This is a genomic window from Actinosynnema sp. NPDC004786, assembly GCF_053601135.1.
In genome coordinates this window covers 14,772-33,764 of the sequence record NZ_JBSGBG010000012.1, presented here as the reverse complement: position 1 = coordinate 33,764, position 18,993 = coordinate 14,772, and the positions used below count along the sequence as shown (strand labels likewise).

General features: G+C 72.5%; 18 protein-coding genes. 6 read left to right on the top strand and 12 right to left on the bottom strand.

What is annotated here, in order from left to right:
* Positions 1-262: 262 nt before the first annotated feature.
* Together ACWEFJ_RS12890 and typA are read right to left on the bottom strand one after the other, a co-directional pair.
* On the bottom strand, positions 263-1,933 hold the full coding sequence (locus tag ACWEFJ_RS12890; protein ID WP_449713854.1) for an ABC transporter family substrate-binding protein: 1,671 nt from the start codon (positions 1,931-1,933) through the stop codon (positions 263-265).
* Between the two features lie 505 nt (positions 1,934-2,438).
* Complete coding sequence (gene typA / locus ACWEFJ_RS12885) at positions 2,439-4,340, bottom strand: translational GTPase TypA (RefSeq protein WP_378094599.1); 1,902 nt, start codon at positions 4,338-4,340, stop codon at positions 2,439-2,441.
* Positions 4,341-4,486: 146 nt separating this feature from the next.
* Here typA and ACWEFJ_RS12880 point away from each other — a divergent pair, with 146 nt between their 5' ends.
* Positions 4,487-4,651: a hypothetical protein gene (locus tag ACWEFJ_RS12880; protein WP_378094601.1), complete on the top strand. Its 165-nt coding sequence runs from the start codon at positions 4,487-4,489 to the stop codon at positions 4,649-4,651.
* Between the two features lie 45 nt (positions 4,652-4,696).
* On the opposite strand, the gene ACWEFJ_RS12875 is transcribed toward ACWEFJ_RS12880, so the two are convergent.
* Complete coding sequence (locus ACWEFJ_RS12875) at positions 4,697-4,996, bottom strand: YciI family protein (RefSeq protein ID WP_378094603.1); 300 nt, start codon at positions 4,994-4,996, stop codon at positions 4,697-4,699.
* Between the two features lie 193 nt (positions 4,997-5,189).
* Between ACWEFJ_RS12875 and trpS the strand changes: the two genes are divergently transcribed.
* Positions 5,190-6,155, top strand: a complete 966-nt coding sequence (gene trpS, locus ACWEFJ_RS12870) for a tryptophan--tRNA ligase (protein ID WP_449713853.1) — start codon at positions 5,190-5,192, stop codon at positions 6,153-6,155.
* 182 nt (positions 6,156-6,337) lie between these two features.
* Here trpS and ACWEFJ_RS12865 read toward each other — a convergent pair whose 3' ends face one another.
* Genes ACWEFJ_RS12865 through ACWEFJ_RS12855 form a run of 3 tightly spaced genes read right to left on the bottom strand, consistent with a single transcriptional unit; the run spans position 6,338 to position 9,193 of the window.
* Entirely contained in the window at positions 6,338-7,153 is an 816-nt protein-coding gene (locus tag ACWEFJ_RS12865) for an NUDIX domain-containing protein (RefSeq protein WP_449713852.1), read from the bottom strand.
* A 25-nt stretch (positions 7,154-7,178) separates the two neighbouring features.
* Positions 7,179-8,462 (bottom strand): sensor histidine kinase, encoded by a 1,284-nt coding sequence (locus ACWEFJ_RS12860; protein WP_449713851.1) that lies wholly within the window; start codon positions 8,460-8,462, stop codon positions 7,179-7,181.
* On the bottom strand, positions 8,459-9,193 hold the full coding sequence (locus ACWEFJ_RS12855; RefSeq protein WP_378097904.1) for a response regulator transcription factor: 735 nt from the start codon (positions 9,191-9,193) through the stop codon (positions 8,459-8,461). Before ACWEFJ_RS12855 ends, ACWEFJ_RS12860 begins: the two co-directional genes overlap by 4 nt.
* Positions 9,194-9,331: 138 nt before the next feature.
* Here ACWEFJ_RS12855 and ACWEFJ_RS12850 point away from each other — a divergent pair, with 138 nt between their 5' ends.
* The 3 genes from ACWEFJ_RS12850 to ACWEFJ_RS12840 are packed head-to-tail and all read left to right on the top strand — an operon-like array spanning position 9,332 to position 12,308.
* The gene (locus tag ACWEFJ_RS12850) at positions 9,332-10,468 is read left to right on the top strand and encodes a LolA family protein (RefSeq protein ID WP_449713850.1); all 1,137 of its coding nucleotides are present in this window, start codon (positions 9,332-9,334) and stop codon (positions 10,466-10,468) included.
* On the top strand, positions 10,465-11,478 hold the full coding sequence (locus ACWEFJ_RS12845) for an ABC transporter ATP-binding protein (protein ID WP_449713849.1): 1,014 nt from the start codon (positions 10,465-10,467) through the stop codon (positions 11,476-11,478). Before ACWEFJ_RS12850 ends, ACWEFJ_RS12845 begins: the two co-directional genes overlap by 4 nt.
* The gene (locus ACWEFJ_RS12840) at positions 11,475-12,308 is read left to right on the top strand and encodes an ABC transporter permease (protein ID WP_378097896.1); all 834 of its coding nucleotides are present in this window, start codon (positions 11,475-11,477) and stop codon (positions 12,306-12,308) included. Before ACWEFJ_RS12845 ends, ACWEFJ_RS12840 begins: the two co-directional genes overlap by 4 nt.
* Positions 12,309-12,573: 265 nt before the next feature.
* Here the strand turns inward: ACWEFJ_RS12840 and ACWEFJ_RS12835 are convergent, their stop codons facing one another.
* From ACWEFJ_RS12835 to ACWEFJ_RS12825, 3 genes are all read right to left on the bottom strand, one after another.
* A complete protein-coding gene (locus ACWEFJ_RS12835; protein ID WP_449713848.1) occupies positions 12,574-13,608 on the bottom strand; it encodes an ABC transporter ATP-binding protein in 1,035 nt (344 codons plus the stop codon).
* Positions 13,608-15,176 carry an ABC transporter permease gene (locus ACWEFJ_RS12830; protein ID WP_449713847.1) on the bottom strand — a complete coding sequence of 523 codons (1,569 nt, stop codon included), beginning with the start codon at positions 15,174-15,176 and terminating at the stop codon, positions 13,608-13,610. Before ACWEFJ_RS12830 ends, ACWEFJ_RS12835 begins: the two co-directional genes overlap by 1 nt.
* A gap of 152 nt (positions 15,177-15,328) precedes the next feature.
* Entirely contained in the window at positions 15,329-16,363 is a 1,035-nt protein-coding gene (locus ACWEFJ_RS12825) for a thiamine ABC transporter substrate-binding protein (protein ID WP_378094307.1), read from the bottom strand.
* A 137-nt stretch (positions 16,364-16,500) separates the two neighbouring features.
* On the opposite strand from ACWEFJ_RS12825, the gene ACWEFJ_RS12820 reads away from it, so the two are divergent.
* Positions 16,501-16,794: a 4a-hydroxytetrahydrobiopterin dehydratase gene (locus ACWEFJ_RS12820; protein WP_378094305.1), complete on the top strand. Its 294-nt coding sequence runs from the start codon at positions 16,501-16,503 to the stop codon at positions 16,792-16,794.
* Here the strand turns inward: ACWEFJ_RS12820 and ACWEFJ_RS12815 are convergent.
* The 3 genes from ACWEFJ_RS12815 to ACWEFJ_RS12805 all read right to left on the bottom strand — a co-directional run bounded on the left by ACWEFJ_RS12815 (position 16,750) and on the right by ACWEFJ_RS12805 (position 18,913).
* Complete coding sequence (locus ACWEFJ_RS12815) at positions 16,750-17,994, bottom strand: mannosyltransferase (protein WP_449713846.1); 1,245 nt, start codon at positions 17,992-17,994, stop codon at positions 16,750-16,752. The two genes, ACWEFJ_RS12820 and ACWEFJ_RS12815, sit on opposite strands and share 45 nt — an antisense overlap.
* A gap of 386 nt (positions 17,995-18,380) precedes the next feature.
* Positions 18,381-18,635, bottom strand: coding sequence for a Txe/YoeB family addiction module toxin (locus ACWEFJ_RS12810; protein ID WP_378094301.1), 255 nt, complete (start codon positions 18,633-18,635; stop codon positions 18,381-18,383).
* Positions 18,632-18,913, bottom strand: coding sequence for a type II toxin-antitoxin system Phd/YefM family antitoxin (locus ACWEFJ_RS12805; protein ID WP_378094299.1), 282 nt, complete (start codon positions 18,911-18,913; stop codon positions 18,632-18,634). The genes ACWEFJ_RS12810 and ACWEFJ_RS12805 overlap by 4 nt, the downstream gene beginning before the upstream one ends.
* Between the last annotated feature and the right edge of the window lie 80 nt (positions 18,914-18,993).

The window sequence follows — 18,993 nt, the reverse complement described above, 5'->3', positions numbered from 1 at the left end:
AGCGACCGTTTGAGCCGACTTCCACCCATAACCGTGATGTGCCAAACGCGCCCCGAACCGACACACCGTTGCAGCACGATAAGAAGCGGCGCGCGGCACGGTCACTGCCCATCGGCCGATCGTGACCAAAGGGTGACACGTTGGTCGCAGCACGCAACTCCGTCGTTACCCGGTGGGAGCGTTCGTTAACCGGACGGCGAGAATACTGTCAATACTGCACCGCGAACGCATCTTGAAGCCAGTGTTTCGTCCGGGTCAACGGTCAACGGTCTTCGCGCTCCCAGGCGCGCGCGGTGCTCAGCGGACCGGCGAACGGCGCGCCCGCGCCCACCCCGGTGGCCTCCGGGAGGACCACCATCAGGTCGGCTACCTGGAACAACGGCAGCGAGACGGCCTGCTGCCAGAGGACCGGCTCGATCGTCCGCAGCGCGTCGGCCAGCAGCACCTCGCCGCTGAGGGCCTGCTCGATGACCGGCTGGACCGCCTGGTCGCAGAAACCCGACAGATTCGCCGGAATGGGTGTACCGCCGTCGTCCTGTGACGGCCGGCACCCGAATGTGGATGCCAGAAGGGCCGCGGAATCGCCGGTGTCCACCTGGGGGACGACGGCAATGTCGACCACCTCATTGGGCGCGGCGGTATCCGACAGATCTTGGCCGAACAACTCATTGGGCTGCGTTGTCAGGACGCGCGCGGCGATTCCGGACAATGACAGTTGACGTTGGACTCGGTTCGCGATGGCCACGTACGGCTCGATCCCGGCCGGTGCGGCGATGGTCAACTCGAGCGGCTTGCCGTCACGCTCCCACTGCCCGCCCGCCGGTCGGGTGTAACCCGCTTCGGTGAGGAGTTGCGCCGGGTCACCGGCCTTGGGGGGCATGGTCGGGGTGTAGCCGGGCTTGCTCGGGGGGATGACCTGGGCGTCCGCCCGGAGCTTCGCACTGGGCCCGCTGCGGACGCCGAGCGCGATCAGGTCTTCGCGGTCGAGCGCGTTCATCACCGCGGTGCGGACGCGGACGTCCTGCATCTGCGGCGCGGCGGGGCGGAAGAGGAGTTGGACGACCTCCGGGCGCGGGACGACGACCGTGGTGAGCGGGTTCGTCCGGGACAGCTCCTCGACGTCCTTGGTCGCGATGGCGTCGGCGCGCAGGAGGGCGACCTGGGCGTCACCGGTGTTGAGGGCCTCGATCGTGTCGTGCTGGCTCGCGCGGCGCAGGACCAGCCGGTCGAGCGCGGGCGGCTCCTCCCAGAACCGGTCGCTGCGCTCCAGCACGATCTCGCCGCGCGGCTGGTCGAGCGACCGGACCGCGAACGGCCCCGCCGTGGCCGGGAAGCTGTCCGCGAGCGCCGCCCCCCACCCGCCGGGGGCGTCTTTCAGCAGGTGGGCGGGCAGGAGGTGGCGGAACAGGTTCCGCCAGCCGGGGTACGGCCTGCTGAACCGCACCTCCACCACCTTGCCGCCCTCGCGGCTGGCGATGTCGTCGATGAGCCGGTACCCGGCGGGGTCCACCACCCCCGGCTCCTCCCGCATCCGCTGCCAGAGGTACACGAAGTCCTCGGCCGCGATCGGCGCGGAGTCCGACCAGCTCGCGTCCCGCCGCAACGTGTACGTCACCGTGTACGGCTCCGCGCTGGTCACCTCGGCGCTGACCACGAGGTCCAGGTCGAGCCGCGGACTGCCGTCCGCGTCGGTCCGGAACGTCGAGGGCAGCAGCAGCGAGGCGAGCGCCGTGGTGACCGTGCTCTGGCTGGCCAGCGTGTGGGGGTTGTACCCGCCCTTCACGTCGTCCATCCCGACGACGATCTCGTTCTGCTTCTCCTTCGGGACGACCGTCATCCCCGGCGTCGACGGCACCAGGGGTGGCGGGGGCGTCGCCGTGCAGCCCGCCAGCACGAGCGCAGCCACCACCGCAAGAACCGTTCGCGTCCCCATGGGTACGAGCGTGCCAGACGGCGCTGACAGTTGACGCCCAACCCCACGACTCCCGCTACCCCGACCGGCCCACCGCCCCTCCCGCCGCTCCGCTCACGCACGCGCGCGGTTCGCCGGGTCCGCGGTCGAGTTCCGGGTCGTCGGGTTCGGGCTCCGGGCCGGCGTCAGGTCGGCGCGGGAGCCGGGATCAGGGCCGGGGGCGGGACCGGGATCGGAGTCGGGATCGGGATGGGAGCCGGGGCCGGAGTCGGGATCGGACCGGAGTTCGGGCCGGGTCGGGGGCCGGGGGCGGGGTGGTAATGGTCGGGGTGGTGATGGTCGGGGTGGTCGGTCGCGGTTTCCTCATGTTCCAACCGAGGGACCGTAACAGTGTTTCCGTACACTTTTGGCCGATGTTCACCCGATCGTGTTCGGCGGCCCTGGGCGACCGGTCCTGGGACGACGACGGCACCCCGGGCCGGAGCCCGAGGTGCCGTCAGCACACCCTATATATAAGGAGCGGCGGTCAGCCCCGCAACTTGTTGCGGTTGCGCTCGCGGCCGCGCTGGTTCGCGTCCAGCGTCACCTTCCGCACCCGCACGACCTCCGGCGCGACCTCGACGCACTCGTCGGCGGCGCAGAACTCGAGCGCCTCCTCCAGCGACAGCTTCCGCGGCCGGGCCAGGGTCTCCATCACGTCGGCGGTCGACGTGCGCATGTTCGTCAGCTTCTTCTCCCGGCACACGTTGACGTCGAGGTCCTCCGCGCGCGGGTTCTCGCCGACGACCATGCCCTCGTACGCCTCCGCGCCGGGCTCGACGAAGAACGTGCCCCGGTCGGCGAGCTGGATCATCGCGTACGCGGTGACCTGGCCGGACCGGTCGGCGACGAGCGAGCCGTTGTGCCTGGTCCGGATCTCGCCGGCCCACGGGCCGTAACCCTCGGACACCGCGTTGGCGATGCCGGTGCCGCGGGTCTCGGTCAGGAACTCGGTGCGGAAGCCGATGAGGCCGCGCGACGGCACGACGTACTCCAGCTTGATCCGCCCGGTCCCGTGGCCGGCCATGTTCTCCATCCGGCCCTTGCGGTTGGCGAGCAGCTGGGTGATCGCGCCCAAGTGCTCCTCCGGCGCGTCGATGGTCAGCCGCTCGAACGGCTCGTGCAGCTTGCCGTCGATGGTCTTGGTCACGACCTGCGGCTTGCCGACGGTCAGCTCGAAGCCCTCGCGCCGCATCTGCTCGACCAGGATGGCCAGTGCCAGCTCGCCGCGGCCCTGCACCTCCCAGGTGTCGGGCCGCTCGGTGGGCAGCACGCGCACCGACACGTTGCCGACCAGCTCCGAGTCGAGCCGGGCCTTGACGACCCGCGCGGTCAGCTTGGTGCCGCCGTTGCGGCCGGCCAGCGGCGAGGTGTTGACGCCGATGGTCATCGAGATCGCGGGCTCGTCCACGGTGATCCGCGGCAGCGGCTCGGGGTTGTCGACGTCGGCGAGCGTGTCGCCGATGGTGATGTCGGGGATGCCGGCGATGGCCACCAGGTCGCCCGCGCGCGCCTGCTCGGCGGGCACGCGGTCCAGGGCCTCGGTGATCAGCAGCTCGGTGATGCGGACCTTGTGCACGGAGCCGTCCTCGCGGCACCACGCCACGGTCTCGCCCTTGCGGATGCGGCCGGCCTCGATGCGGCACAGCGCGATGCGGCCCAGGAACGACGACGCGTCGAGGTTGGTCACCAGCGCGCGCAGCGGCGCGTCGGCGTCGCCGGTCGGGGCCGGGATGTGCTTGAACAGCACGTCGAACAGGACGTCGAGGTTCTCCTCGTCGGGCAGGCCGCCGTCCTCGGGCTGGTTCAGCGACGCGCGGCCGGCGCGGGCGGAGGCGTAGACGACGGGCAGGTCGAGCACCGAGTCGTCCGCGCCGACCTCGGTGGCCAGGTCGAGCAGCAGGTCGTGGGCCTCTTCGACGACCTCGGAGATCCGGGCGTCGGGGCGGTCGACCTTGTTCACCACGAGGATCACGGGCAGGCCGGCGGCCAGCGTCTTGCGCAGCACGAACCGGGTCTGCGGCAGCGGCCCCTCGGAGGCGTCCACGAGCAGCACGACGCCGTCGACCATGGACAGGCCGCGTTCGACCTCGCCGCCGAAGTCGGCGTGGCCGGGGGTGTCGACCACGTTGATGGTGACGGGCCCGTCGGGCGTCTGGCGGCGGACCGCGGTGTTCTTGGCGAGGATCGTGATCCCCTTCTCGCGCTCCAGCTCGCCCGAGTCCATGACGCGGTCGACCAGCTCCGCTCGTTCGGAGAAGGCGCCGGACTGGCGGAGCATGGCGTCGACGAGGGTCGTCTTGCCGTGGTCAACGTGCGCGACGATCGCGACGTTGCGCAGGTCGTTGCGGACCAGCGTTTCCTTGATCGACGCGGTGGCCGTGGGCACGCGGAACTCCTAGAGCTGTGTGTGCGAGGGAAGCCAGGCGCCGGACGTGGATCGCGCGCAGCCTGAATACAGCTTACCGGGCGGCGTGCCCTTACCACACAGGCACGGCAGGTGAGGTCAGCCTCACCTACTCTGAGGACACCCGGATGAGTGGAGCACAACGCGTGGGCAAGGTCAAGGTGAAGAAGAAGTGCTGCCGATCGACGCCCCGGTGCAAGAGCTGTCCGGTGGTCGCGCTGCTCAAGGCGAAGAAGAAGGCGGCGAAGAAGGCCGCCAAGCAGGAGCGCAAGGAGAAGAAGAAGGCCGCGTGAGGGCGGCCGCCCGGCCGGCGCCGGGTGGAGCGGGGCCGTGGCCGGTCAGCCGGACACGGCTTCGTTGACCCTGGCCAGCTCGGGGGCGGTCCGGGTGGCCTGGAACTCGACCACCTGGCACTTGACCAGCTTGCGGATCACGAACGGGTCGGTGGCCAGGAGCGCGTCCAGCTTCCCGCGCGACATCGGTCGGGCGATGATCACGGCGCCCGACCGGGGCACCTGACGGCCCGAGACCAGGAAGTTCCCGGCCTCGTACTGCTTCTTCAGCCACTCCACGTGGTCCGGGAGGGCGTAGTCGACCTCGTCCAGCGGTGCGATGTACTCCAGCAGCACGACGTACATGGGTCGAATGTAGCCCCGTGACACGCCGGGGTGACGCGCTAGAATCCGGGTTGTGCGCGCTCTTCACACGTTCTGGTGGTCCGCCTTCCGGCGGCCCTGAGAACTGCGCGCAGACGAACGCAGGCCGCCCGCTGGGGCGGCCTTCGCGGTTTCCGGGGGTCTCTTCGAGCGGGCACACCCCGAAGGGATCACCATGGTCAGGCTGTCCGCGATCACCCCGTCCGGCCCCGTCCAGCTGGGCAACTACCTCGGCGCGATCCGGCGGTGGGCCGCCGAGGGGACCGGGGAGGACGTGTACTTCATCAGCGACCTGCACGCGATGACCACGTCGCACAACCCGTCACGGCTGCGCTCGCTGACCCGGGAGCAGCTGGCGGTGCTCGTCGCCGCCGGCGTGGACCCGCGGTCGGTGGCGGTGCAGTCGGACCTGGTCCGCGAGCTGGGGGCGTTGACGTGGGTGCTGGAGTGCACCTGCACGTACGGCGAGGCGGCCCGGATGATCCAGTTCAAGGAGAAGTCGGCGGGCCGGTCGTCGGTCCGGTTGAGCCTGCTCACGTACCCGGTGCTGATGGCGGCGGACATCCTGCTGCAGGGCGCGCACGAGGTGCCGGTCGGTGACGACCAGCGGCAGCACGTGGAGTTGGCGCGGGTGCTGGCGCGGCGGTTCAACGGCACCTACGGCGAGGTGTTCGCGGTGCCGCGGGCCGTGGTGCCGCCGACCGCGGCGCGGGTGCGCGACCTGGCCGACCCGTCGCGGAAGATGGCGAAGTCGGCGAAGGACGCGGCGGGCACGGTGTTCGTGCTGGACCCGCCGGACCTGGTGCGCCGCAAGATCCGGCGTGCGGTGACCGACGACCGGGGCGAGGTGCGTTACGCGCCGGAGGAGCAGCCGGGGGTGGCGAATTTGCTGGAGATCCTGGCGGCGTGCACCGGGAAGGACCCGTTTGAGCTGGCGGGTTCGGTCCGGGACTACGCGGAGCTGAAGGAGGCCGCCGCGGAGGCGGTGGTCGAGGAGCTGCGGCCGGTGCGCGAGGTGACGCAGGGCCTGCTGGACGACCCGGCCGAGCTGGACCGGGCCCGCGCGCACGGCGCGGAACGCTCCCGCGACCGCTGCCGCCACCGCCTGGACGCCGCCCTGCGCCTCTCGGGCCTCAACTAACCCCGCGTGAGTCCTACGTCCAGAACGCGTGTGTCCTACGTTCGCGCACCCCGAGTTGAACGTTCAGAACAAGATCGACTGTTCTGAACGCTCAACTCGGGTGTTCTGAACGTAGGACACACGCGTTCCGAACGTAGGACACGCGCGTTCTGGACGTAGGACACGCGCGGGTTGGGGCGGGGTCACGGGAGGAGGGGGTGGAGGGCGGGGAGGAGGACGCGGTCGGCGGGGAGCCAGTCGACGGTGTCCAGGTCGATGGCGGAGAGCCAGCGCAGGGCGCGGTGTTCGACGGCGGTCGGGGTGCCGGAGGTCAGGGTGGCGGTGTAGGCGCGGAGGAGGAGGTCGTCGGTCAGGGGGATGTCCGGGCCGAGTTGCGCGCCGGGGGTGACGGTGACGCCGAGTTCTTCGGCGCACTCGCGGATCACGGCCGCTTCGTCCGTTTCGCCTGGTTCCACCCGGCCGCCCGGGAGTTCCCACCTGCCCGCCGCCTCGGGCGGGTAGCTGCGCTGCTGGGCCAGGAGCCGCCCGTCGTGCACGATCGCCGCGCCCACCACCACCCGTGCGCCCAGCAGCTCGACGCTGCGCCGCGACACGGCCGCCGCACGCGCCCGCAGCACCTTCAGGGCCAGGCCGCGGCCCACCAGGACGTCGGCCAGCCGCCCGACCGGCCCGCCGGGGCTCGACCACTCCACCGAGTCGACCACCATCGTCCCGCCGCCGGTGTGCCGCAGGTCCGTGACCAGGCTCAACCGGGGCAGCGGCCCGTCGACCAGCGCCGCCGACACGCCCGTGGCGTCCGCCCTGGTCACGGCCAGCGTCCCCCGCAGCGGCCCGACGGACCCGGTCAGCGACGCGCCGACGTGCAGCACCGGCCCGCCGCCCGAGATCCGCACGCCCAGGCCGCGCACGGCACGGGCCAGCAGCCGGGCGTCGAGCAGCGCGGCGGCGACCGTCCGCAGCGGGGCGTCGACCAGGGTGGTGGCTCTCAGCTCGGGCACGGTCGCCGATCCTGCCACCACGGCGTCACCGGTAGAGCGGCCAGCGCACCTCCAGCCGCGCGCCGCCCTCGGGCGACTCGCCGGCCCGGATGGTGCCGCGCCGCCGCCGCACGAGGTGCGCCACCAGCGCGAGGCCCAGGCCGAACCCGCCGGTGGCCCGGCCGCGGTCGGACTCGACCCGGTAGAAGCGGTCGAACACCTTCTCCCGGTGCTCCTCGGGGATGCCGTGCCCGTCGTCGTCCACGAGCAGCCGCACCTCCCGCGCGGCCGGCAGCACGGAGATCCGGATGAACGTGCGGGCGTAACGGGCGGCGTTGCGCAGCAGGTTGTCCAGCACCAGCTCCACCTCGGTGCGCGCGGCGGAGATCAGGCACGCGCTCATCGGCGCGGCCAGCCGCACGAGCAAATCCGTCTCGCCGAGCCGGTCCACCGCGGCCTGCGCCTGGAGCACCAGGTCGACGGGTTCGGCGCGGGGCAGCTCGCCGGTGTCCGCGCGGGCCAGGATCAACAGCGCGTCGACCAGCGCGGACAGCCGTTCGGACTCCTCCACCACCGATTCGAGGACCTCGATGGAGAAGTCCGGGTCCGGGTGGGCGACCGCCACCTCGGCCTGCGCCCGCACGGAGGTGACGGGCGACCGCAGCTCGTGCGCGGCGTCACCGGTGAACCGGCGCAGTCGTTCGGTGGCCTCGTCGCGTCGGGCCAGCAGGGCGTTCAACGCCTCGGCGAGCGCTTGCAGCTCGTCCCGCGCGGCCGGCACGGGCAGGCGCCGGCCGCGCGGCAGCTCGGCCGCGGCGAGCCGCATGCGCTCCACGGGCCGCAGCGACGACCGCACGGCCAGCCACGTCGCGATCCCCACCAGCCCGGCGACGAGCACGGCGGCCAGCGCGAGCCAGCGCGTGCCCAGCCGGTTGGCCTCGCGGTAGCCGACCAGGGTGTCGCCCGCCACGTGCAGTTGCGGTGTGCCGTCGGCGGCGAACTCGACCCGCCCGATCCACCGGTGCGCGCTGGGGCCGTCGATGCGCAGCACCCGTTCACCGGCCTTGAGCGCCCGGATGTCGGCCGGGGTCAGGTCGGGCCGCGGGCCGCCGTCGAGCGGGTTGCCCGCGGTGTCGAGCACGCGGACGTCCTCGGCTTCGGCCAGCTCCAGGTCCACCGCGTGGACCTGGACCATCCCGATGAGCCGCGGGGCGAGCAGGGTGAACGCGAGCAGGCACAGCAGGGCCACGCCGGTCGCCACGACGGTGATGCGGAACCGCAGCGTCCGCCGCAGCCACCAGCGGTGGGGCCACCACCGGCGCAGGTTCACCGGCGTCGGGTCCCGGCCGACCCGATCGCCGCGTCGAGGTCGGGGGTGGAGGCGAGGTAGCCGTGGCCGCGCACGGTCCGCACGACCTCGCCCGCGCCCATGGCGTCGAGCTTGCGCCGCAGGTAGCCGACGTACACCTCGACCGCGTTGCGGGTGGCGGCCTGCTCGTCGCCCCACACGGTGCGCAGCAGCTCGTCCTTCGTCACGACCGACCCGGCCCGCCCGGCCAGCACGTCGAGGACCGCGTACTCGCGCGGCGACAGCGACACCGGCTCGCCCGCCCAGCTCACCTCGCGCACCGCGCGGTCCACGACCAGGTCGCCGAGCTTGAGCCGGCGTCGCCCGAGGTCGGCGGAGTTGCGCCGCAGCAACGCCCGGACCTGCGCCACGAGCACCACGAACGAGAACGGTTTCACCAGGTAGCCGTCCGCGCCGAGGTCGAGGCCGTCGGCCTGGTCGACTTCGCCGTCCTTGGCCGACACCATGAGCACGGGGGTGCGCACGCCTTCGGCGCGCATCCGCTGGAGCACCCGGTAGCCGGACAGGCCGGGCAGCATGATGTCCAGCAGCACCACGTCGAACGCGCCGGTCAGCGCCACGCGCAGGGCGTTGGGGCCGTCGGCGGCGGTGACCACTTCCATGCCCTCCGCGGACAGGCCGCGTTCCAACGCGCGCCGCACGCCGATCTCGTCGTCCACTACCAGCACCCGTGGTCTCACGCCCACCAGCATGCCCCGTGAGGAGGACAATCGGCTCGGGAGTCTCAGTGCGCTCTCAGCCTCGGGGCCGCTCTCAGCGTGGTCTCAGCGCCGCCGGTGGAGGGTCTGTGTCGTCGGGTCGCACGGGGCTGCCCGGCAGGAGGAGGGGACATGAACCGCAGAAGGGTGACCGTCGTGGCGGCGGCGGTCGGCGTGGTCGCCGGCGCGACGGGGCTGGGGCTGCTCGCGATGCCCGCCGGGGCGGGGCCCGCGCCGGTGCTGCCGGACGTGACCGCCGAGGCGCTGGTCGAGTCCGTGCTCGACGCGAAGCCGACCGCGTTCGGCGGCACCGTCGACGTGGACAACGACCTGGGCATCCCGGCGATCGCCGGCGTGCCGCAGCTGTCGGACGGCGCGAGCAGCCTGCGGATCTGGACCGACGGCGAGGGCCGGGTCCGGGTGCAGCTGCCCGGCGGCGACTCCGAGCGCACGTTCGTCGACGACGGGCAGACGGGGTGGCTGTGGAACTCCGCCGAGCAGACGGTGGCCAAGCTGCCGCACGGCTCGTTCCAGGACGCCAAGCCGGACCTGACCGGCGAGGCGAAGGCCGCGCCGACCGACCCGGTGACGTTGTCCCGGCAGGTCGTGGCGGCGATCCAGCAGTACAGCGACGTCACCGTGGACGGCACCGCGCGGGTCGCGAACCGGCCGGTGTACGAGCTGGTGCTGACGCCGAAGCCGACCGAGAAGACGGTGCTGCGCGAGGTGCGCGTGGCGGTCGACTCGGAGCTGCGGGTGCCGCTGCGGGTGGCCGTGCTCACCAACGGCACGGACGCGCCCGCCGTCCAGGTCGGGTTCTCCGAGCTGAACGTCGGCCCGCAGGACGCGTCGCTGTTCTCGTTCACCCCGCCCCCCGGCGCGAAGGTGACCGAGCCGCAGGCGCAGGAGCCGTCGGCGGAGGACAAGGCCGCCGCCGAGAAGGCGTTCACCGAGGCGAACCCGCAGGTCGTGGGCGAGGGCTGGGACGTCGTGCTGGCCGCCCGCGTGCCGCGTGACGCCCTCGCCGGCCTCGCCGACCGCCAGGAGCAGAACGGCCGCGAAGGCCGGTGGCAGCACCGCGGCGAGGGGCAGGAGATCGACGTGCAGGGCCTGCTGGACCAGGTCGGCAAGAAGGTGAGCGGCGCCTGGGGCTCGGGCACGCTGATCACCACCCGGGTCGGCGGCGTGCTGATCGCCGACGACGGCCGGGTGGCCGCGGGCGCGGTGCCGGAGCAGGTGCTGGTGGACGCGATCGGCCAGGTCAAGTGACCACCTCGACCAGCGCGCGGGTGGAGCCGGTGGGCGCCGGCTCCACCCCGGTCCTCGCGGCCCGGACGCGGGGGCTGCGCAAGGTGTACGGGCGGACGGTCGCGGTGGACCGGGTGGACCTGGACGTGCCGAGCGGCGCGGTGCTCGGGATGCTCGGCCCGAACGGGTCCGGCAAGACCACCACGATCCGCATGCTGCTCGGCCTCGTGCGGCCGACCGAGGGGGAGGTCGAGCTGCTGGGCCGGCCGCTGCCCGACGGCGTCGCCCAGGCGTTGCCGCACGTCGGCGCGCTGGTCGAGGGTCCGGGCTTCCACCCGTTCCTGTCGGGGCGGGAGAACCTGCGCCGGGCGGCGGCCTTCGAGCCGCTGCTGGCCACCGGCGACATCCGGCAGGCCGTGGAGGACGCGCTGGAACGGGTCGGCCTCGCCGCCGCCGCGCACCGCCGCTACCGGGGCTACTCGCTCGGCATGAAGCAGCGGCTCGGCCTGGCCGCCGCGCTGCTGGTCAAGCGCAAGCTCATCGTGCTGGACGAGCCCACCAACGGCCTGGACCCGGCCGGCACCCGCGAGGTCCGCAAGGTCATCGCCGACCTGCACGAGGCCGGCAGCACGGTCGTCGTGTCGTCCCACCTGCTCAGCGAGATCGAGGCGACCTGCACCCACGTCGCCGTCCTGCACCGGGGGACCGTCGTCGCGCAGGGCGAGCTGGCCGAACTGCTGCACGCCGACAGCAGCTCGCTGCTCGTCGTGACACCGAACGTGGACGAGGCCCTGAACGCGTTGCGCGCCGCCCGGATCTCCGCGCGCCCCATGGAGGAGGGCGTGCGCGTCGAGCTGATCGGCGCCACCGCCCCCGCCGTCGTGGAAACGCTGGTGAAGGCGAACGTCCCGGTGCACGAGGCCCGCCGCCACCGCACGGGCCTGGAAGACCTGTTCGCCCGGCTCACCGAAGCCGAGGAGACCGAGCACAACCTGTCCGCCGTGGACACGATCGAGGAGGGCGTCCGATGAGCGCGCTGGTCGCCACCCGCGCCCCGCTGGGCCGGCAACTGCGCTCGGAACTGCGCTGGATCATCCGCCGCCCGCGCACCGTCATCGGACTCGCGTCGCTGTGCCTGGTCCCGATCCTGGCCGGCATCGGCCTGTGGTTCGCCGCGGACGGCGACGGCCCGGCAGGCCCCGGCCTGGCCGCCATCATCTCCGGCAACGGCCTGGTCCTGCCGGTGTTCACGCTGTTCCTGGCCCTCCCCCTCCTGCTGCCCCTCGTGGGCGCGATCTGGGCGGCGGACGGCCTGGCCGGCGAGTCCCAGCACGGCACGCTGCGCGGCCTGATGATCTCCCCCGTCGGCCGGTTGCGGCTGCTGGGCATCAAGGCGTTCGGCGTCGCCACGATGACCCTCTTCGCCGTGACCCTGATCGCCCTCGTCGGCGCCGTCACCGGCGTGGTCCTGTTCGGCGGCGACGGGATGCTGACCCTCTCGGGCAACACCCTGTCCGTCGGCGCGGCCCTGGGCCGGATCGTCCTCACGATCCTCCTGGTCACCGTCCAGGTCTGGGGGGTGGCCGCGATCGCCCTGGCCATCTCCGCCTGCACCGAGCACCCGCTCGTCGTGATGGCCGCGACGATGGCCGGCGTCATCGTCTTCGCCGTCCTGGGCGTGTTCAGCGCCCTGGACTGGCTGCACCCGTACCTCATCACGTCCGCGTGGGACGGCCTGATCGACGTCATGCGCGACCCGCTGCCCACCGAACAGCTGTGGCGCAGCACCGCCCTGGCCGGCTGCTACGTCCTGATCGGCCTCTCACTGGCCGCGATGCGCCTGGCCACCAAGGACAACTGACCTACACACCCGGCCAACCAGCCACACAACACAACAAGGGTTCCGTGTCATCCCGCCGACCTGGCGCAGCCCTACCGCGCGTGTCAAGGGGGCACTTCCAGCCCTACCGCAACAGTGGGCTGGAACCGCCCCCTTGACGCGTGCGGTAGCCCTTGTGGAGGTCGGCGGGATGACACGAAACCCGACCCACGCCGGTACAGGGGCTTGACCACCAAACCCCGTCATCCTGCTGGCCTGCCCGTCCGGCGAGGACGCTTTTGATCTTTCACGCTTTCCCACCCTGATCCCCGATCACCGCCACCCCATCGGGATCCACCACCAACCTGACCAGCTCCCCCACCACAGGCGGCTCCACCACGGCCGCCACCGCCTCGAACTCCCCCTCCAACCGATCCTCCGACCGATCCCCCGACCGATCCCCCACCGCCCCCCTCAACCTCACCACCAACCGCACGTGATCCCGCCGATGAACCCGCTCCACCACCTCCGCCTCGATCCCCCCTGACGGATCCACCCGCAACGCCGTCGCCCGCAACCCCACCCGCCCCCGAACCCCGACCAACTCCTCCGCCGCCTCCGCCCCGAGCACCCTCCCGCACCCGAGGAACCGCGCCGTCTCCACGTCCACCGGCCGCTGCCACACCGACGACGGCTCCCCGACCTGCACGATCCGCCCGGCCCGCATCACCGCCACCCGGTCCGCGAGCGTGAACGCCTCGTCGTGGTCGTGCGTCACCACCAGCGCCGTCGCCCCCGCCTCCCGCAGCAGCCGCGCCAGGTCCACCGCCAACTGCTCCCGCAACGCCCGGTCCAACGCCGACAGCGGCTCGTCCAGCAACAACAACCGCGGCCTCGGCGCGAGCGCCCGCGCCAACGCCACCCGCTGCTGCTCGCCACCGGACAACTCGGTCACCCGCCGCGCCCCGTACCCGCCCAACCCGACCAGCTCCAGCAGCTCGGCCACCCGCTTGCCCCGGGCCTCCCGCTCCACCCCCCGCATCCGCAACCCGAACGCCACGTTCCCGGCCACGTCCCGGTGCGGGAACAACTGCCCGTCCTGGAACACCAACCCGAAACCCCGCCGGTGCACGGGCGTCCCGGCCAGGTCCGCGCCGTCCCACGACACCGCGCCGCCCGCGACCGGCTCCAATCCCGCCACCGCGCGCAGCAGCGTCGACTTCCCGCACCCGGACGGCCCCAGCAGCGCCACCACCTCACCGTCCCCGACGGTCAGGTCCACATCGGACACCGCGAGCACGGGACCGTACGCCACGCTGAGCCCGTCCACCCGCAACGACATCAGAACTCCCCACCGCTCGGCACCCGCAACCGCTCGATCACCAGCACGGCCGCCGTGGTCACCACCATCAGCAACGCGCACGCCGCGTACGCCATCTGGCTGTTCAACTCCCCCGGCCGCGACATCAGCCGCGCGATCACCACGGGCAGCGTCGGCGCGTCCGGCCGGGCCAGGAAGCTCGTCGCCCCGAACTCGCCCAGCGCCACCACGAACCCGAACCCGGCCGCCGCGAGCAGCGACCGCGACGCCAGCGGGAAGTCCACCTCGCGCCACACCCGCCACGGGCTCGCGCCCAGCGTCGCCGCCGCCTGCCGCAGCCGTTCGTCCACGGCCCGCAGCACCGGCAGCACGATCCGCACGATCAACGGCGTCACCACCAGCGCCTGCGCCAGCGGCACCAGCAGCGGTGACGTGCGGAAATCACCCGGCAGGGCGTTCATCGTGATCAGGTAGCCGAAGCCGAGCGTCACCGCCGACACGCCCAGCGGCAGCATGAGCGCCGTGTCCAGGGCCTCTGCGAACCACGACCCGTGCCGCCGCAACCCCACCAGCACGACCGCCGACGTCACCCCGACCAGCAGCGCCACCACCGTGGCGTCGGTCGCCACGCGCACCGAGTTCAGCGCCGCGTCCAGCCCCGACACCGCCAGCGTGCCGCGCTCGCCGGTGCCCGCCAGCGCGGCGTAGCCCGCGAAGCTCCACCCGTCGTGCGTCGCCAGGGACCGCACCACCAGCCCCACCACCGGCGTCGACAACGCGGCCACCACCAGCCACGCCGCCGCGACCACACCCCACTCGCCGCCCACCGGGCGACGGGGCGGCTCCACCCGCAGCGGCAGCCCCCGCTCCCGCCGCCGGCGCGCCAGGCCGCCGACCACCAGCACCGCGATCACCGCCGCGAACTGCAGCAGCGACAACGCCGCCGCGCCGGACAGGTCGAACAGCTCCACCGTCCGCAGGTAGATCTCCGTCTCCAGGGTGCGGTGCCGCGCCCCGCCGAGCACCAGCACCACCCCGAAGCTGGTGGCGCAGAACAGGAACACCACCGACGCCGCCGACCCGATCGCCGGCGCCAACGACGGCAGCACCACCGACGTGAACGCCCGCACGCGGGACGCGCCCAACGCCCGCGCCGCGTCCTCCGCGCGCCGGTCCACCCGCGCCCACAGCCCGCCGACCGTGCGGGCGACCACCGCGACGTTGAAGAACGCGTTCGCCAGCACGATCGGCAGCACACCCCCGTCCGGCCACAACGCCCGGAACGCGAGCCCCACCACCACCGTCGGCAGCACGAACGGCACCATCACCGCGGCCCGCACCACCCCCGCGCCGCGCACCCGGCAACGGGCCAGCAGGAACGCCACCGGCATGCCCGCGACCAGCGCCAACGCCGTCGCCGCCGCGGCCTGGCCGAGGGTGAACCCGACCAGGTCCCAGGTGTCGGCCCGCGCCAGGACCGGCAGCGGTCCGCCCTCGCCCAACCCGAGCGAGACGATCGCCGCCACCGGCCAGGCGAAGAACACGCCCAGGAACACCAACGGCAGCAACGCCGCGAGCGCCCAGGCCACCCCGGACCCCGGCCGCCGGCCGCCACGCGCCCCGGACCCCGCGCCACCGGACGCCCCGAACCCCCGCCCGCCGCGCGAACCCGACCCGAACCCCCGACCGCCGGACGACCCCGACCCCGAACCCCCGCGCGAACCGGAACCGGGACCGGACCTCAGCCCTGGACCAACGCGCGCCACTGCCGCACCCACCGCTCCCGGTTGGCGTCGACCTCGCCCGCCGGCAGCGACCGCGCCTCGGCGGGCAGCGGCGCGGCCTTCGTCCACGCCTCGGGCAACGCGACACCCTCGCGCGACGGGTACACGTACATCTGGCCCGGCACGTCCGCCTGCACCTGCTCGCCGAGCAGGAAGTCCACGACCTTCTTCGCGTCCTCGGGGTTCTTCGCGCCGTTCAGCACCCCCGCGTACTCGACCTGCCGGTAGCAGGTGTCCAGCAGGGCCTTGGTCCGCGGCGTGCCGTCGTCGCCGATCTCCGCCGACGGCGACGAGGCGTAGGACACCACGACCGGCCTCGGCCCCTTGCCGCTGGAGCCGGAGAAGTCCTGCGTGTACGCCTCCTCCCAGCCGCTGACGACCTTCACGCCGTTGGCCTTGAGCCGGCCCCAGTAGTCCTGCCAGCCGTCCTCGCCGAACTCGGCGATCGTGCCGAGCAGGAACGCGAGGCCGGGCGAGGACGTGGCCGGGTCCTCGACCACGAGCATGTCCTTGTACTTCGGGTCGGTCAGGTCCTCGTACCGCTGAGGCTCGCCGAGGCCCGCGAACGCCGCGACGTCGATGTTCAGGCACACGTCGCCGACGTCCACCGCGTGCAGCCGGTTCGGCGGGTCGAGCCGGTAGCGCTGCGCGCCGTGCTGCGCCTCCGGGCTCGCGTACTCGGCGAACACGTCCTCCTTCAGCGCGCGGGAGGCGAACGTCGAGTCCACGCCGAAGGCGACGTCGCCGATCGGGGCGTCCTTGGTCAGGACCAGCTTGTTCGTCACCTCGCCCGCGTCGCCACTGGCCAGCGGCTTGATCGTGATGCCGGTGTCGGCCTTGAACCGCTCCAGCAGCTCCGGCGACAGCGCGAACGAGTCGTGCGTCACCAGCGTGACCACCCGCTCCCCCGCGGGCGGCGCGTCGGACGTGGTCACCGAACAGCCCGTGAGCAGCGCGAACGCGGTCACGGCGGGCAGCACTCGTCGGAACATCATCTCTCCCTACACCGGCATGACCCGGATCAGGTGTGGACGGTCGAAGGCTCGCGCGCCTTCCTCTCAGCCCGGCGCAGCACCGGACTCCCGTGGCGAACGGGCAGCTTACCCCGCGCGGTGGCACGATCGGGGCCATGGCCGAGCTGCTGACCGACGACCAGGTGACCGCCGCGCTGACCTCGCTGCCGTCGTGGCGGGCGCAGGACGCCGCGCTGGTGCGCACGGTGGAGCTGGAGAGCTTCGCGCAGGCGTTGCAGGTGGTGAACCGCGTGGCGGAGATCGCCGAGAACGACAACCACCACCCGGACATCGACATCCGGTGGCGCACGCTGACGTTCCGCTGCAGCACGCACTCCAGCGGCGGGATCACCGCCCTGGACGTGTCACTCGCGGAGGAGATCGACGGGGTGCTCGACGCCGTCCGGTGACCCGCTCCGCGACCCGCCGTCCTGTCGGGACGTCGCCGACCGCCGGCCCCGCAGCACGACCGCGATCGTGACCAGCGTGAGCACGCCCACCGCCGGGTAGACCCAGCCCAGCGCCGACTGGTGCCAGGGCCGCGGGATGATCCAGATCGACGGCTGCGCGTTGAGCAGGAACGAGATCAGGTAGCTGCCGATCGCCAGCAGCCAGGCGACCGCCGTCACGGCGGCCAGCCGGTGCCGGGCCGAGTACAGCAGCCACATCAGCGCGGGCACCGCCCACACCCAGTGGTGGCTCCACGAGATCGGCGAGACGAGCAGCCCGAGGAGCTGCACCGCCACGATCATCGCCAACGCGTCCCGCGCCTTCACCGCCGCGTGCAGCGCGAACCCCGTGAGCACGGCCGCCACCACGACCGCGCCGGCGAAGACCGGCCCCGTCCCGATGTCGTGGCCGACGGTGCGGGACAGCGCGCCGCGCAGCGACTGGTTGATCGCGGACCCGACCGGGCCGACGCGGGAGGCGTCGCCCAGCAGGTGGAACCAGTACTCGTTCGACAGGCGCGGCGACACCGCGTACGCCACCGCGACCGTGCCGAAGAACGCCGCGACCGACCACACGGCCGCCTTGTACTGGCGGTTCACCAGGAAGTAGAGCCCGGAGATCGCCGGCGTGAGCTTCAACCCGGCCGCGATCCCGACGCCCGCGCCCCGCGCGGCGTTGCGCGCGGAGACCAGCGTGCCGAGCAGCAGGGCGGCCAGGACGAGGTTGATCTGGCCGTAGTTCAGGGTGGTGCGGACCGGCTCGACCCAGATGAACAGGCCGGTCCACAGCATCGCGCGACGCGGGTCGCCGCTGCCGACGAGCTGGAGCGACTTGCGGGTGACGAACCACAGGCAGGCGAGGCTGACGAGCTGCCAGAACCAGCGGGCCACGCCCCACGGCACCCAGGACAGCGGCACGAAGACGAGCGCGGAGAACGGCGGGTAGGTGAACGGCAGGGCGAACTGGTCGGAGAACTCCTTGAGCCGCCACTCGTACAGCTGCCCGGTGAACAGCTCCGGCGAGGCGTTCCGGTAGACCATCAGGTCCACCATGGTCATCTTCGTCTGGAACGCCACCATCGCCAGGTGGCCGAACAGGGACAGGCCGAGCACCCACGGCGCGAAGGCGAGAACCCGCCCTTCGAGTGTGCGCAGCCCCACTGCCCCCACCTCCACGATGGTGTGAATTACACGACTGTCGGGCCACGAAACCGGGTACCCGAACGTCAAGACGAGTGGGAGATCAACGCAAGGGGAAAATTCGCATGACCACCGACATCGTCGTGTTCACCGTCTCCGCCCTGGGCATGCTGGCCACCGCGGGGGGCGTCTTCGCCCTGGCCCGCCACAGCCGCAACCAGGTGCGCTGACGACTCCGGGCACAGTACCTCGGGGCGGTGCGACGACCGCACCGCCCCGAGGTCTGCCGGGGCCGAGGGCGAAGTCCCGCCGAGGTCGCGCACCCGCGACGAGCCGACGCGGGCGAATCCGCCCCGGCCCCCGCGTCCGACGACACCCGCCCCTCGGACGCCGGGCGATGCCGACGATCAGTAGTGGTAGCGGGCCGCGAGGATGACGATCTCGTCGTCGGCGACGAGGTAGACCAACCGGTGCTCGTCGTCGATCCGCCGCGACCAGGCGCCGGGCAGGTGGTGCCTGAGCGGTTCGGGCTTGCCGATCCCGGCGAAGGGGTCGCGGAGCACGTCCTCGATGAGCTTGTTGATCCGGGCGAGCACCTTGCGGTCGTTCTTGAGCCAGGACGTGTAGTCCTCCCAGCCGTGCTCCTCGAAGACGAGCCTCACTCGCCGCCCTCGCCCGCCGGTGACGCGTCGGGGTCGACGAGCGCGTGCTCGGAGAGCTTCCTCCGGCTCAACGCGTTCTCGTACGCCTTGAGGAGCCGACGGGCGTTCGCCGGCGAGCGGAGGAGGTAGGAGCCTTCGCGCAGGGCGGCGTAGTCCTCGGCGGAAAGCAGCACGGCGTTGCCGTGCTTGGAGACGATCTCGATGGCGTCGTGGTCCTCGTTGACCTTCTTGATCAGCGGAAACAGGTCCTTGCGGGCCTCGCTCGCGGTGATGGACACAGCGGGCACCCCCTCGCTCTGGTACCGGATATGGTACCACTCGAAGGGGTGCCGATGAACCCTCGGACCTGCCGACGCCG